Origin of the sequence: Pseudoxanthomonas wuyuanensis, assembly GCF_900215535.1 — a bacterium.
GTDB classification, from domain to species: domain Bacteria; phylum Pseudomonadota; class Gammaproteobacteria; order Xanthomonadales; family Xanthomonadaceae; genus Pseudoxanthomonas_A; species Pseudoxanthomonas_A wuyuanensis.
This window is the reverse complement of record NZ_OCND01000001.1, coordinates 1,041,119-1,055,712: the sequence shown is the minus strand read 5'-3', so window position 1 is coordinate 1,055,712 and position 14,594 is coordinate 1,041,119. Positions and strand designations below refer to the sequence as shown.

Here is a 14,594-nt window from a genome sequence, read left to right as displayed (position 1 = left end):
TGACGGCACGGCCTGGGCCGCTGTTATCGGCCATCGGACGCATCGAGATGTAAACAAATTGTCGACGTGCGGCCAAGCGAGTCCGCGTTGCGACGAACCGTTGGCGGTTTTGTTACTCCACCGGCGCCAGCAGTCCGGCCGGCAACTGCATCGTGATGCAGTGCAGGCTGCCGTTCTGCCAGATCAGCGAACGACACGGCACCGGCACGATCTCGCGCCGCGGGAATGCCTGCGCCAGCACGGCAGCGGCGACCTCATCGGCGGCATCGCCGTAGGCCGGCATCAGTACCGCGCCGTCGATGATCAAGAAGTTGGCGTACGAGGCGGCCAGGCGACGGCCGCCATCGAGGATCGGCCTGGGCCACGGCAGCGGAAACAACCGGTACGGTTTGCCCTCGCGGGTGCGCAGCGCGGCCAGTTCGGCAGCCATCGCCGCAAGCTCGGCGTAGTGCGCATCGGCGGGGTCGTCGCAGGCCTGGAAGACGATGGCGTCGTCCGGGGCGAAGCGGGCGAGGGTATCGATATGCGCATCGGTGTCGTCGCCTTCCAGATAGCCATGGTCCAGCCACAGCACGCGGTCCTGGTGCAGCCATTCGCACAGGCGGGCGCTGACGCTTTCGCGGGAAGCCTCCGGATGGCGTTCGTGCAGGCACCGCCAGGTACTCAGCAGCGTACCCGCACCATCGGTCTCGATGGCACCACCTTCTAGAGCAAAATCAATGCTTTGGACGAAATAGTTATGAAATACATTTAAGCCGGACAACTCGCCGACCAGCAGGTCGTCGCGACTGGCTTCGAATTTGCCGCCCCAGCCGGTGAAACGGAAATCCAGCAGCTTGAAGCGCGGGCCATCGCCGCATAGCGTGATCGGGCCGGAATCGCGCAGCCAGGTGTCGTCGTACTCGACCGACGGCACGAAACGCACCCGCCCCATATCCACCCGCGCCGAGCGCAGCCGGGCTTCGGCGTAGATCTGCAGGTCGTCATCGGCCACGCAGATCACCACCGGCTGGAATCGGGTGGCGGCGGCGACCAGCGCGACATAGGTATCCTCGACCGCGCCCAGGCGTTCGGCCCAGTCGGTGTCGGCATGCGGCCACGCGATCAGGACCGCGGACTGGGGCTCCCATTCCGCGGGAAAGCGAAAAGCGTCGGTCATCTGGTTATCTCCGCACCAGGCATGTCCGGCTTGCTGCGAGCAATCGCATCATCGTATCGGCGGCTTGGGCCCGATTTCCTCCGGCCCGGCCTGGTTGGCGACCACGTCGATGACGCGGTTCTTCTCGAAATAGACGGTGAAAGCCGGGTAGACCCAGCGGTTGATCACCGGCCACTGGCGCTTCTGCCCGCCGCGCGGTTCCAGCTTTTGCTGCGGGGCGCCGAAACGGGCCTCGACCTGGGCGGCGGTCTGGCCGCGCACCGGCACCGCTTCGGCGGGTTTTTCCGCGGCGCGGTCGATCAGCAGCGTATCGGCGGAGGCCGTGCCGGCCAGGCCGAGCAGGGCGATCAAAGGTATGGCGTAAGCGCGACGGTTCATGCTGCGGTTTCCCCCGGAAGACGCGTCTTTATAGCAAAACGGCGACAACAAAAAACCGCCGTGCCGCCATGTTGTGCAGTAATCGTGACGGTGAGCGCGTCGGCATGCGCCCGGATGCCGGAACGCCCCGGGGCCGGATAAAGAAAAGCCGCCCGTAGGCGGTCTTTCTTTGGCCGGCAGCGGCGCACGGTATTGGCGCCGCCGTTGAGGCTAAACCCGAATCCCAGCAGTGGCGCGCTTTGGGCGTGCCTTATGGTTTCAGCGCTGACGCGCCTTGAAACGCGGATTGGATTTGCAGATCACGAAGACCTTGCCGCGGCGGCGGACCACCTTGCAGTCGCGGTGACGGGCCTTCGCCGACTTCAGGGAGGACAGGACCTTCATGGATAGAACCTCGGCGTAAGTAATGGGATAAACAGTAAGCCGGCTATTCTAACGGCTTTTCTCCCGCCATATCAAGCGCTTGCAAGGCGCGGCGATGGCCGGAGGCGGAGCGGCGCCCGGCGGCACGGCATAATGGCCGAAAAATCAGGAGCCAACATGCCGGACAGCATTCCCGTACTGACGATCGATGGCCCCTCCGGGGCGGGCAAGGGCACCGTCAGCCGTATCGTCGCCAGCCGACTGGGCTGGCACTACTTGGACTCGGGCGCGCTTTACCGGGCGGTGGGGGTGGCCGCCAGCTGGGCCAACCTGGATATCTCCGACCCTGCGGCGCTGGTGCGCTGCACCTTCGATACCCGGGTCAGCTTCAGCGATGCCGAGCATGGCCTGCGGGTCCTGGTCAACGATGTCGATGCCACCGACGAGTTGCGGCTGGAAACCACCGGGGCGGTAGCCTCGGCAATCGCGGCTTTCCCGGAGGTGCGTTCTGCGCTGAAGGAACGCCAGCGGGCGTTCCGGCAGCCGCCCGGGCTGGTCGCCGACGGCCGCGACATGGGTACGGTCATCTTCCCGGATGCCCCGTTCAAGGTGTTTCTGACCGCCAGCGCCGAGGAACGCGCGAAAAGGCGCTATAAGCAGTTGAAAGACAAAGGGGTTTCGGTTACATTGGACGGTCTGCTACGCGAGATTCTCGCCCGCGACGCCCGTGATGCCCAGCGCACGGTGGCGCCCCTGCGGCCGGCCGAAGACGCCGTCCTCATCGACACCACCGGACTGGACATAGAACAGGTCGTGGAACGCGTACTGGCCTTGGTGAACCCGTAGCCGCGGCTTCATTGCGACTACTCCGGCTTCTTCGGCTTTCCGTCGGAAAGCTGGGGGCGGGACGGTTTTCCGGTCGGCGCGGGAATGATGTTGCGCAGCAGAACAAGCCCCGTCCCGCGGCGATGGTCGTCGCGGTGGCGGTTAATCCACTCCAGCACACGGCACTTGCGTGCCGAAAGGGTGGGCAGGGGGAATCGCCGGTCCGGCGAACACCTGCCCGTGTGTCCAACCGAGTAATCAACAATGACCGAATCATTCGCAGAACTGTTTGAACAGAGCCAGACCCATCTGGCCAAGCTGAAGCCCGGCGCCATCGTCATCGGCACCGTTGTGGAAGTCCGCAACGACGTGGTGGTGATCAACGCCGGCCTGAAGTCCGAAGGCATCGTGCCGATCGAACAGTTCCGTAACGACGCCGGCGAAATCGACGTGGGCGTGGGCGACGAAGTGAAAGTCGCGCTCGACTCCCTCGAGAATGGCTTTGGCGAAACCGTCCTCTCGCGCGAGAAGGCCAAGCGCGCCATGGTGTGGGACGAGCTGGAAGAAGCCCTCGAGAAGAACGAAACCATCACCGGCCGCATCAGCGGCAAGGTCAAGGGCGGCTTCACCGTCGACATCAAGGACGTCCGCGCGTTCCTGCCGGGCTCGCTGGTCGATGTGCGCCCCGTGCGCGACCCGGGCTACCTGGAAGGCAAGGAACTCGAGTTCAAGCTCATCAAGCTGGACCGCAAGCGCAACAATGTGGTCGTCTCCCGCCGCGCGGTGGTCGAGAGCGAGCATTCGGAAGAGCGCGAGCAGCTGATGGACAAGCTGCAGGAAGGCGTGGTGCTGAAGGGTGTGGTCAAGAACCTCACCGACTACGGCGCGTTCGTCGACCTGGGCGGCATCGACGGCCTGCTGCACATCACCGACATGGCCTGGAAGCGCGTGCGCCATCCGTCCGAAGTCGTGGAAGTCGGCCAGGAGCTGGACGTGCGCGTGCTCAAGTACGACCGTGAGCGCAACCGCGTCAGCCTGGGCCTGAAGCAGCTGGGCGAGGATCCGTGGGACAACATCGCCCGCCGCTACCCGGCCAACAGCCGCGTGTTCGGCAAGGTCTCCAACGTCACCGATTACGGCGCGTTCGTCGAGATCGAGCCGGGCGTCGAAGGCCTGGTGCACGTCTCGGAAATGGACTGGACCAACAAGAACGTCAATCCGTCCAAGGTCGTGCAGGTCGGCGACGACGTCGAAGTGATGGTGCTGGACGTGGACGAAGAGCGTCGCCGCATCTCGCTGGGCATGAAGCAGGTCGCCGCCAATCCGTGGGAAACCTTCGCCGCCATCCACAAGAAGAACGACAAGGTGTCCGGCCAGATCAAGTCGATCACCGATTTCGGCATCTTCATCGGCCTGGACGGCGGTATCGACGGCCTGATTCACCTGTCGGACATCAGCTGGAACTCCACCGGCGAAGATCTGGCCCGCAACTTCAAGAAGGGCGACACCGTGGAAGCGGTGGTGCTGGCGGTCGATCCGGAACGCGAGCGCATCAGTCTGGGCGTCAAGCAGCTGGAGCAGGATCCGTTCGGCCAGTACATGGCGGCGCACCCGAAGGGCTCCAAGGTCGAAGGCACGGTGAAGGAAGTCGACGCCAAGGGCGCCACCATCGAACTGGCCGACGGCATCGAAGGCTACGTGATGGCGCGCGACATCGCCGCCGAGCGCGTGGACGATGCCAGCCAGCACCTGAAGGTCGGCGACAAGATCGAAGCCAAGTTCATCGGCATGGATCGCAAGGGCCGTACCCTGCAGTTGTCGATCAAGGCCAAGGACGATGCCGAGATGCGCGAAGTGCTGGAGGAATACCAGTCCGCTTCCGGCGGTACCACCCAGTTGGGCGCGCTGCTGCGTGCGCAGCTGGACGGCAACAAGTCCGAGTAAGCCAAGCAAGTCTGTTCCCATCCGGCCCGGGGTTCTTCCCGGGCCGGCCATGGGCGTACCCGCCTGATGCCGCATGCGATGACCAAATCCGAACTCATCGAAATCCTTTCCCGCCGCCAGCCCCATCTGAAGGCCGAAGACGTCGATCTGGCCGTCAAGGCGCTGCTGGAAATGATGGCCGGTTCGCTGTCGCAGGGGGATCGGATCGAGATTCGCGGTTTCGGCAGTTTTTCGCTGCATTACCGCCCGCCGCGGGTGGGCCGCAACCCCAAGACCGGCGAATCCGTCGCATTGCCGGCCAAGCATGTACCGCATTTCAAACCGGGCAAGGAACTGCGCGAACGCGTCAGCGGTGTCGCGCCGATCGAAGAAAACGGCGAGTAGGCCTGCCATCCGCTGTCTCGCGGGTGCTGCGCCCGGCGCTGTCGGCTAAGCTAGAGCGTCCATAACCCGCTCTAACCGCTCTGTCGCAAGGAGTCGCCTGATGAATGTCTTCCGCCTGCTCATCGCCCTCGTGCTACTGGCTGTCGGCCTGGTGGTGGGTGTGCTCAATACCCAGCCGGTCCGGGTCAATTTCCTGTTTACCGAATTCGCAACCTCATCCGGTGCCGCGATCATCGTGTCGCTGCTGGCGGGGGTCATCATCGGCGGCGCCATCGTGTTCGCGACGCTGGTCCTGCCGCTGTATTCCCGGTTGCGCAAGGCCGGCAAAGCCGCGCAGACGCCAATGCCGCCCGCCTCCACAGGCACGGATATCTGAGCGATGGCCTTCCTGACCGAGTGGTTCTGGTTTTTCCTGTTCCTGCCACTGGCCGCGCTCAGCGGCTGGATCGTCGGCCGCCGCGGCGGCCAGCGGCATGGCGATACCCAGGTCAGCCGGCTTTCCAGCACTTACTTCCGCGGTCTGAACTATCTGTTGAACGAACAGCCCGACAAGGCGATCGAGTTGTTTCTGCATATCGCCGAACTGGACAAGGAAACCTTCGAGACGCAGGTCGCGCTGGGGCATCTATTCCGCCGTCGCGGCGAGGTCGATCGCGCCATCCGCCTGCATCAGGGGCTGGTGCAGCGTTCGGACTTGAGCGATCAGCAGAGAGTGCAGGCGCTGCTGGCGCTGGGCGAGGACTATATGCGTTCGGGGCTGCTCGATCGCGCCGAGACGGTGTTCACCGATCTGGCGCGCATCGATCATCGCGCCCCGCAGGCCTTGAAGCACCTGATCGGCATCTATCAGGCCGAGCGGGACTGGGGCAAGGCCATCGACAACGCGATGCGCTACGAGGAAGTCACCGCCGAACCGATGGGCAAACTGGTGTCGCAGTTCGAGTGCGAACTGGCCGAGCGTTACCGTACCGCCAACGATCTTCCGGCCGCGCGCGCGGCGATCGCGCGCGCCTATCAGGCCGATGCTGGCTGCGTACGCGCCGGAATACTGGAAGGCAGGCTGGAATCGGATGCCGGCAATCGCGAGGCTGCGATCCGCGCGTTCGAGCGCGCCGCGCGCCATGATCCCGACTACCTGCCGGAGGTATTGCCCAGCCTGCTGGCCAATTACGAGGGCGGAGGGGATCTGTCCGGCGCGCGCGCGTTCCTGTCGGAAATGTGCGAGCACTACCGCGGCATCGCACCAGTGCTGGCGTTGACGCGCCTGGTGGAGTCGCAGGATGGCGTGGCGGCCGCGCGCGCCTACCTGGCCAGGCAATTGAAGGACCGCCCCTCGGTCAGGGGCGAGGCGGCATTGATCGACCTGACCCTGGCCGAAGGCGCCGACGCGAACGCGACCTTGCAGGATTTGAAGCACATCACCGATCAACTGCTGGTGCGCAATCCCAGCTATCGCTGCACCCGCTGCGGGTTCGGCGCGCGGACGCACCACTGGCAGTGTCCCAGCTGCAAGGAGTGGGCCACGATCAAGCCGCTGCTCAACTACGCGGTGGTCTGATGCCGGATTTGCCTGTCTGGCTGCTGCTGCATTTTCTGCTGGCGGCAGCTGCGACCCAGGCCGCCCGCGCCTACGCCCTGCGCCGCCGTCTGCTGGACCAGCCCGGCGAACGGCGCAGCCATACCGTGGCGACGCCGCGGGGGGGAGGCATCGCCGTCGTACTGTCCGTTCTGCTGGCGGCGCTGTGGCTGGCGATGCTTGCCGCCGGAAAGGACAGGATGCTGTTCGGATCTTTCGCCATAGGGCTGGCGCTGGTGGCCGGCATCGGCTGGTGGGACGATCACCGGCCGCTATCTCCGTGGCTTCGCCTGGCGGTACAGGCGATCGCCGCATCGATTCTGGGCTGGGGGCTTTACCAGGCCGGAACCGGGCCATGGCCGGCGCTGACGGCGCTGGTCATGGCGCTGGTGCTGGTCAATGTCTGGAATTTCATGGATGGCATCGACGGCATCGCCTCCAGCCAGGCGGCAATTGCCGCCAGCGCCTACTTCTGGGTGTTGAACGGCCCCTGGGCAGCGCTGGCGGCCAGCCTGCTGGCGGCCTGCCTGGGCTTTCTGCCCTTCAATTTCCCCAAGGCCAGGATCTTCCTGGGCGATGTCGGCAGCGGTGCGTTGGGCTATACGCTGGCGGCGCTGTTGGCCGTTTCGCTGCAGACATCCTCGCTGGCCTGGCCATTGCTGCTGCTGCCGCTGGCGGTCTTTCTTGTAGACGCGGGCTTCACGCTGATTTCGCGCATGCTGGCTGGCGAACGCTGGTGGACACCGCATGTCACCCATGTCTACCAGCAGGCAGCTTTCCGGTTCGGCCATGTGCGGGTCACCGGGGCTTATTTCCTTCTTGGTGCCGTTACGTTAATGTTAATGCTGCTACTGTCCCGGGCGTCATTGCAGTCGGCTCTGATGATCTTGCCGGGATGCGGTTTGGTTCTGCTTGCGTTGTGGCTAGGGGCGCGCAAGGGATTGAAGATCTAGTCAAGGAGACGAGGGTATGGTGGCTTGGCGGGACCGGATTGCAGGTACCTTCCCCAGATTGATGGTGGCGGGTCACGACCTGCTGATGGTCTGGCTGTGCTGGCAGCTGTTGCATCGGCTGCGTTATGCGATGGTGCCGGATCCGCCATCGTTTCCGCTGTGGTCCAACGAAATCGCCATCGTCCTGCTGGGACAGGGGCTGGTGTTCTGGTGGATGGGCCTGTATCGGGGACTGTGGCGGTTCGCCAGCCTTCCCGACCTGTGGAACATCCTGAAGGCTTCCGCGCTGGGGTTACTGGCGGTCATTGTCGGCCTGTTCTTCTACAACCGCTTCGGTTCCGTGCCGCGGGCGGTGCTGGCGTTCTATCCGTTCGCGCTGGTCGGGTTTCTGGGGTTGCCGCGCCTGGTTTACCGGGCCTGGAAAGACAGCCAGGAAAACCGCTCGCGCCAGTCCGGTTCGCGCGTGCTGATCCTCGGTGCCGGGCGTGCCGGCGAAGCGATGGTCCGCGAATTGCGCCGGACCGGCATCTATTATCCGGTAGGGTTCCTCGACGACGCCAGCCGCCTGCACGGTTCGAAGTTGCAGGGCGTGCCGGTGCTGGGCCCGCTGGAAAACGCAGCATCCATCGCGCGCGAGACGGCGGCAAAGATGCTGGTCATCGCGATGCCTTCGCTGGACGCGCCGACGATGCAGCGGGTGGTGGCGATATGCGAAAGCACCAGCTTGCCGTTCCGGATGGTGCCCAGGCTGGTCAATGTGCTGGAAGGCCAGTCGATGCCTGGCGATCTGAAGGAAGTCGCCATCGAGGACCTGCTGGGACGTAAATCGGTCACCCCTGACTGGAAACTGATCCGTGGCTGGTTGGGTGCCCGCACGGTGCTGGTGACCGGCGCAGGCGGCTCAATCGGTTCCGAGCTGTGCCGGCAGTGCGCCCGCCATGGCGCGCAGCGGATTGCGCTGCTGGAGATCGACGAACTGGCGCTGATTACCATCCAGGCGGATTTGCAGCGTGCGTTCCCGGACCTGGAGATCATTCCCGTCCTCGGCAACTGCGGCGATCCCGCGGTGGTTAACTACGCGCTGCGGTTGGCGGAGCCCGATGCGGTATTCCATGCGGCAGCCTACAAGCAGGTGCCGTTGCTGGAACAGCATCTGCGCGAGGCGGTCGGCAACAATGTGCTGGCCACCGAGACGGTCGCACGCGCGTGCCGCGACAGCGGCGTGGCGACGTTCGTGCTGATTTCCACCGACAAGGCTGTGGATCCGGTCAACGTGCTGGGCGCCAGCAAGCGGCTGGCGGAGATGGTCTGCCAGGCGATGGATGTCGGCGGAATCGGCACCCGCTATGTCACGGTGCGCTTCGGCAATGTGCTGGATTCGGCCGGCAGCGTGGTGCCGCTGTTCCGCGAACAGATCCGCAAAGGGGGGCCGGTGACGGTCACCGACCCGGAAGTGACCCGTTACTTCATGACCATTCCCGAGGCCTGCCAGTTGATCCTGCAGGCCGCCGCCAGCGCCGCGCATGCCTCCATCTACACGCTGGACATGGGCGAACCGGTACCGATCCGGCTGCTGGCCGAGCAGATGATCCGGCTGGCGGGGAAAACCCCGGGGCGCGACATCGCAATCGTCTATACCGGCCTGCGGCCCGGCGAAAAGCTGCACGAGAACCTGTTCCACGCCGACGAGAACTACCGTCCCACCTCGCATTCCAAGATCATGCAGGCCGAGGCCCGCGAGGTGGCGCCGGAATTCATCGAACTGGCGTTGCAGCGGTTGCGCAGCGCATTCGGCCGTTACGACACCAATGAGCTGGGAGAAATTTTGCGTGTGGCGGTGCCGGAATTCACGCCGCTTGTACAGGAACAGGAGGCGTCGGCGGCTAACATAGTGGCCTTCCCCGCACGCGAGGCAAATAGACACCGATGACCCAGCGCATACGAAAGGCGGTATTCCCGGTGGCAGGACTGGGTACCCGCTTTCTGCCGGCAACCAAGACCGTTCCCAAGGAAATGCTGCCGATCATCGATCGGCCCCTGATCCAATACGCCGTCGATGAGGCCATCGAGGCCGGATGCGATACGCTGATCTTCGTGACCAACCGCTACAAGCATGCGGTTGCCGATTATTTCGATAAAGCCTACGAGCTGGAGCAGAAGCTCGAACGTTCCGGCAAGCTGGAACAGCTGGAACTGGTGCGCAATGTGCTGCCCAGCCACGTACGCGCGGTTTTCGTCACCCAGGCCGAAGCCCTGGGCCTGGGGCATGCGGTGCTGTGCGCCAAGCCCATCGTCGGCGACGAGCCTTTTGCGGTCCTGCTGCCCGACGATCTGATCTGGAACCGCGGGCCGGGCGCGTTGAAACAGATGGCGGATGCGGCGGAGGCCTCCGGCGCCAGCATGATCGCGGTGCAGGACGTGCCGAAGGAACAGACGGCCAGCTATGGCATCGTCGCCACCGACGCTTTTTCCGGACGCTCCGGGCGCATTCGCGCGATAGTCGAGAAGCCCAAGCCGGAAGATGCGCCCAGCAATCTGGCGGTGGTGGGGCGCTACGTGCTGGATTCGCGTATTTTCCAGTTGCTGGAGAGCACCACGCCCGGAGCCGGCGGCGAAATCCAGCTGACCGATGCCATTGCCACGCTGCTACAGGAAAAACCCGTTCATGCCTATCGCTTCCAGGGCACCCGCTTCGACTGCGGTACGCATATCGGCCTGATCGAGGCGACCATCCGGTTTGCGCTGGATCACGAAAAGCTCAGCGATGCGGCCCGCGACATGATGCAAAGCGCGCTGAAGGAACTGGGCGTCACCGAACTCGAGTAGCCCCGACGCCATGGACGCCGACGCCACGCTCAGCTGGCCGGATTTCGAGAAGGTGCGGCTGTGCGCGGGCACGGTGGTCCGTGTCGAAGCTTTCCCGGAGGCGCGCAAGCCGGCCTGGAAGCTGTGGGTCGATTTCGGGCCGTACGGCGTGCGCAAGACCAGCGCTCAGGTCAAGGCGCTGTATTCCGAATCGGAACTGCTGGGCAGGCAGATCGTCGGGGTGATCAATTTCCCGCCCAAGCAGGTGGGCCCCTTTCTTTCCGAGTTCCTGCTGACCGGCTTTCCTACCGAAGAGGGCGTGGTGATCGCCACCGTCGAACGTCCGGTGCCCAACGGCACACGGCTGGCGTAAACACGCGCACCGGCGGGACAAGGAAATGGCGCCTCACGGCGCCATTTCCGTTTCTGCCAGCGCTGCCTGCGGCAAGCGGCGTCAGAGCGCTTCGAAAATCCCTGCCGCGCCCATGCCGGTGCCGATGCACATCGTCACCATGCCGTACTTCTGCTGGCGGCGGCGCAGACCGTGCACGATGGTGGCGGTACGCACGGCGCCGGTGGCGCCCAGCGGATGGCCCAACGCGATGGCACCGCCCAGCGGATTGACCTTGGACGGGTCCAGCCCGGAATCGCGGATCACCGCCAGCGCCTGTGCGGCGAAGGCCTCGTTGAGTTCGATCCAGTCCAGTTGGTCCTTGCTCAGCCCGGCCTGCTTCAGCGCCTTCGGAATCGCCGCGATGGGGCCGATACCCATCACTTCCGGGCGCACGCCGGCCACCGAGAAGCTGACAAAACGCGCCAGCGGGGTCAGGCCATAGTCCTTGATGGCCTGCTCAGACGCCAGCAGCACCGCGCCGGCGCCGTCGCTCATCTGCGAACTGTTGCCGGCGGTGACGCTGCCGCCGAACTGGCCGTTGCGGAACACCGGGCGCAACCTGGCCAACCCCTCGGCCGAGGAATCCGGACGCGGACCTTCGTCATTCTCGACCAGCAGCTTGCGCAACCGGATGGTATTGCCGGCCAGGTCGGGTTGATGCGATATCACCTCATAGGGCGAGATTTCGTCACGGAACTCGCCGGCCTGGATGGCGGCGATGGCCTTCTGGTGCGAAGCCAGCGCGAACGCATCCTGCTCCTCGCGCGAGACCTTCCATTCCTCGGCCACCTTTTCGGCAGTGATGCCCATGCCGTAGGCGATGGCGATGTTCTCGTCCTTGGCGAACACGCTGGGACTCAGTGCGACCTTGTTGCCCATCATCGGCACCATCGACATCGATTCGGTGCCGCCGGCCAGCATCAGGTCGGCATTGCCCAGCCGGATCTGGTCGGCCGCCAGCGCCACCGCCTGCAGGCCCGAGGAGCAGAAGCGGTTGATGGTCTGGGCGGCGATGGTGTTGGGCAGGCCGGCCAGCAGCACGCCGATGCGCGCCACGTTCATGCCTTGCTCGCCCTCGGGCATGGCGCAGCCGATGATGGCATCGTCGATGCGGTTGACATCGATGCCCGGCGCCTGCGCCACCACCGACTTCAGCACATGCGCCAGCATGTCGTCCGGGCGGGTATTGCGGAAGACGCCCTTGGGCGCTTTGCCGACCGGGGTGCGGGTGGCGGCAACGATGTAGGCTTCTTGGATTTGTCTGGTCATTTGTGAGGTCTCGAATGGCTGGAAGGTTGCGGGTTCGGGACCAGGGACCGGGGACCGGGGACCGGGAAAGTCAAAAGCATTGCTCCGCTCTTGCCTTTCCCGGTCCCCGGTCCCTGGTCCCCAGTCCCGGCTTCATCAGTTCCTCAACGGCTTGCCCGTCTTCAGCATGTGGCCGATCCGCGCCTGGGTCTTTTCCTGCTGCGCCAATTCGACGAAGTGCTTGCGCTCAAGCTTCAGCAGCCACTCTTCGTCCACCAGCGAGCCGCGGTCGACTTCGCCGCCGCAGATCACCGTGGCGATGCGGGTGGCGATTTCGTAGTCGTATTCGCTGATGAAACGGCCCTCCAGCATGTTGACCAGCATCATCTTGAAGGTGGCGATACCGACGTCGCCGGCCACCTGGATGCGGCGAGCAGGCAGGGGCGGGCGGTAGCCGCTTTCGGCCAGCGCCAGTACCTGCTGCTTGGCCACGTACAACTGCTCGTAGGCGTTGAAGACCACATGGTCGGTTGCGCGCAGCAGCCCAAGTTCCTTGGCTTCCACGGCGGAGGCCGACACCTTGGCCATCGCTACGGTTTCGAACGTGCGCTTGAGTTCGGCGAACACATCGCCGCCGGGACCGGCCGCCTGCGAAGCGCGCACGGCGATTTCCTTGAGGCCGCCGCCGGCCGGCAGCAGGCCCACGCCGGCCTCGACCAGGCCAATGTAGCTTTCCAGCGATGCCACGGTCTTGGCGCTGTGCATCTGGAACTCGCAGCCGCCACCCAGCGCCAGGCCGCGCACCGCCGCGACCACCGGCACCAACGAGTACTTGATGCGCTGGCTGGTGGCCTGGAAGTTGGCGACCATCGCTTCGAATTCGGCGATCTTGCCGGCCTGCAGCGCGCCCAGCGCACCGGCCAGATCGGCGCCGGCCGAGAACGGCTCCTTCGGCTGCCAGATCACCAGGCCCTTGAACTTCTGCTCGGCGATGGCGACCGCCTGCTGCAGGCCGTCCAGCACGGCGTCCGACACGGTATGCATCTTGGTCTTGAAGCTGACCACGGCGACATCGTCGCCATCGGTCCACAGGCGCACCCCATCGTTCTCGAACACCGTTTCGCCCTGCGGGAACGATTCGCCCAGCAGCGGGTCCGGGAAACGCTGGCGCTGGTAGACCGGCAGCGCCGAGCGCGGCAGCTTGGCGTTCTTGACCGGGCTGTAGCTGCCTTCGGCCGCATGCACGCCTTCGCGGCCGTCGAATACCCAGTCCGGCAGCGGGGCGCTGCTCATGGTCTTGCCGGCGACGATGTCATCGGCGATCCACTGCGCCACCGGCTTCCAGCCGGCCGCCTGCCAGGTCTCGAACGGACCCAGCGACCAGCCGTAGCCCCAGCGGATGGCCAGATCGACATCGCGCGCGGTTTCGGCGATGTCGGCCAGGTGGTAGGCGCTGTAATGGAACAGATCGCGGAACACCGCCCACAGGAACTGCGCCTGCGGGTGCTGGCTTTCGCGCAGCCTGGCGAACTTCTCCGCCGGGTTCCTGGTTTTCAGGATTTCGACCACCTCCGGCGCGGCGGCGCGGTCGGCGGGACGGTAGTCCTGCTTCTCCAGGTCCAGCACCATGATGTCCTTGCCGACCTTGCGGAAGATGCCGGCGCCGGTCTTCTGGCCCAGCGCGCCCTTGCCGATCAGCGCCTCCAGCCATTTCGGCGCCTTGAAGTAGGCGTGCCAAGGGTCGTCGGGCAGGGTGTCGCCCATGGTCTTGATGACATGGGCCATCGTGTCCAGGCCAACCACGTCGGAGGTGCGGTAGGTCGCCGACTTCGGGCGCCCGGCCAGTGGGCCGGTCAGCGCGTCGACTTCATCGAAGCCAAGCTTGAACTCGGCGGTATGGTGGGCCGTGGCCAGGATCGAGAACACGCCGATGCGGTTGCCGATGAAGTTGGGGGTGTCCTTGGCGTAGACCACGCCCTTGCCCAGCGTGGTGGTCAGGAAGGTTTCCAGCCCTTCCAGCACGCCGGTATCGGTACCCCGGGCCGGAATCAGCTCGGCCAGGTGCATGTAGCGCGGCGGATTGAAGAAGTGCACGCCGCAGAAGCGGTGGCGCAGTTGCTCGGGCAGCACTTCGGCCAGCTTGTTGATGCCCAGGCCGGAGGTATTGCTGGCCAGTACCGCGTGGTCGGCCACGAACGGGGCGATTTTCTTGTACAGGTCCTGCTTCCAGTCCATCCGTTCGGCGATGGCCTCGATGATCAGATCGCAATCCTTCAGTTGCTCCAGACCCGTCTCGTAATTGGCCGGGGTGATGGCTTCGGCCAGCGACCTGCCGGCCAGCGGGGCCGGGCTGAGTTTGCCCAGGTTGGCGATGGCCTTGATGACCACGCCATCCGGGTGGCCGTCCTTGGCGGGCAGATCGAACAGCACGGTGTCGACCCCGGCGTTGGTCAGGTGGGCGGCGATCTGCGCACCCATCACGCCGGCGCCCAGCACGGCCGCCTTGCGTACAAGCAGTTGGTTGGTGGACATTTCGATAGATCCTTGGGGTGGAGGAGGTGAGGC

Annotated in this window: 14 protein-coding genes; 9 read left to right on the top strand and 5 right to left on the bottom strand. The window is 64.9% G+C overall.

Annotation, left to right across the window (positions count from 1 at the left end):
- Positions 1-112 precede the first annotated feature (112 nt).
- The 3 genes from CRO39_RS04480 to ykgO form a co-directional block, all read right to left on the bottom strand.
- Complete coding sequence (locus CRO39_RS04480; protein ID WP_097120623.1) at positions 113-1,159, bottom strand: agmatine deiminase family protein; 1,047 nt, start codon at positions 1,157-1,159, stop codon at positions 113-115.
- 48 nt (positions 1,160-1,207) lie between these two features.
- Positions 1,208-1,537 carry a hypothetical protein gene (locus tag CRO39_RS04475; RefSeq protein WP_097120622.1) on the bottom strand — a complete coding sequence of 110 codons (330 nt, stop codon included), beginning with the start codon at positions 1,535-1,537 and terminating at the stop codon, positions 1,208-1,210.
- Positions 1,538-1,795: 258 nt separating this feature from the next.
- Positions 1,796-1,921, bottom strand: a complete 126-nt coding sequence (ykgO, locus tag CRO39_RS04470; protein ID WP_010342887.1) for a type B 50S ribosomal protein L36 — start codon at positions 1,919-1,921, stop codon at positions 1,796-1,798.
- 156 nt (positions 1,922-2,077) lie between these two features.
- Between ykgO and cmk the strand changes: the two genes are divergently transcribed.
- The 9 genes from cmk to CRO39_RS04425 all read left to right on the top strand — a co-directional run bounded on the left by cmk (position 2,078) and on the right by CRO39_RS04425 (position 10,760).
- Entirely contained in the window at positions 2,078-2,746 is a 669-nt protein-coding gene (gene cmk / locus CRO39_RS04465; protein WP_097120621.1) for a (d)CMP kinase, read from the top strand.
- Positions 2,747-2,989: 243 nt separating this feature from the next.
- The gene (rpsA, locus tag CRO39_RS04460; protein WP_097120620.1) at positions 2,990-4,669 is read left to right on the top strand and encodes a 30S ribosomal protein S1; all 1,680 of its coding nucleotides are present in this window, start codon (positions 2,990-2,992) and stop codon (positions 4,667-4,669) included.
- A 78-nt stretch (positions 4,670-4,747) separates the two neighbouring features.
- Positions 4,748-5,053, top strand: coding sequence for an integration host factor subunit beta (locus CRO39_RS04455; protein ID WP_097120795.1), 306 nt, complete (start codon positions 4,748-4,750; stop codon positions 5,051-5,053).
- 100 nt (positions 5,054-5,153) lie between these two features.
- On the top strand, positions 5,154-5,429 hold the full coding sequence (locus tag CRO39_RS04450; RefSeq protein ID WP_097120619.1) for a LapA family protein: 276 nt from the start codon (positions 5,154-5,156) through the stop codon (positions 5,427-5,429).
- A gap of 3 nt (positions 5,430-5,432) precedes the next feature.
- A complete protein-coding gene (lapB, locus tag CRO39_RS04445) occupies positions 5,433-6,611 on the top strand; it encodes a lipopolysaccharide assembly protein LapB (RefSeq protein WP_097120618.1) in 1,179 nt (392 codons plus the stop codon).
- Entirely contained in the window at positions 6,611-7,582 is a 972-nt protein-coding gene (locus CRO39_RS04440) for an MraY family glycosyltransferase (RefSeq protein ID WP_097120617.1), read from the top strand. Before lapB ends, CRO39_RS04440 begins: the two co-directional genes overlap by 1 nt.
- 16 nt (positions 7,583-7,598) lie before the next feature.
- Positions 7,599-9,512 carry a polysaccharide biosynthesis protein gene (locus tag CRO39_RS04435; protein WP_097120616.1) on the top strand — a complete coding sequence of 638 codons (1,914 nt, stop codon included), beginning with the start codon at positions 7,599-7,601 and terminating at the stop codon, positions 9,510-9,512.
- A complete protein-coding gene (gene galU / locus CRO39_RS04430; protein ID WP_097120615.1) occupies positions 9,509-10,408 on the top strand; it encodes a UTP--glucose-1-phosphate uridylyltransferase GalU in 900 nt (299 codons plus the stop codon). Before CRO39_RS04435 ends, galU begins: the two co-directional genes overlap by 4 nt.
- Positions 10,409-10,418: 10 nt before the next feature.
- Positions 10,419-10,760, top strand: coding sequence for a tRNA-binding protein (locus CRO39_RS04425; RefSeq protein ID WP_097120614.1), 342 nt, complete (start codon positions 10,419-10,421; stop codon positions 10,758-10,760).
- A gap of 81 nt (positions 10,761-10,841) precedes the next feature.
- Here the strand turns inward: CRO39_RS04425 and CRO39_RS04420 are convergent, their stop codons facing one another.
- The gene (locus CRO39_RS04420; RefSeq protein ID WP_097120613.1) at positions 10,842-12,050 is read right to left on the bottom strand and encodes an acetyl-CoA C-acyltransferase; all 1,209 of its coding nucleotides are present in this window, start codon (positions 12,048-12,050) and stop codon (positions 10,842-10,844) included.
- A 135-nt stretch (positions 12,051-12,185) separates the two neighbouring features.
- On the bottom strand, positions 12,186-14,561 hold the full coding sequence (locus tag CRO39_RS04415) for a 3-hydroxyacyl-CoA dehydrogenase/enoyl-CoA hydratase family protein (RefSeq protein WP_097120612.1): 2,376 nt from the start codon (positions 14,559-14,561) through the stop codon (positions 12,186-12,188).
- Between the last annotated feature and the right edge of the window lie 33 nt (positions 14,562-14,594).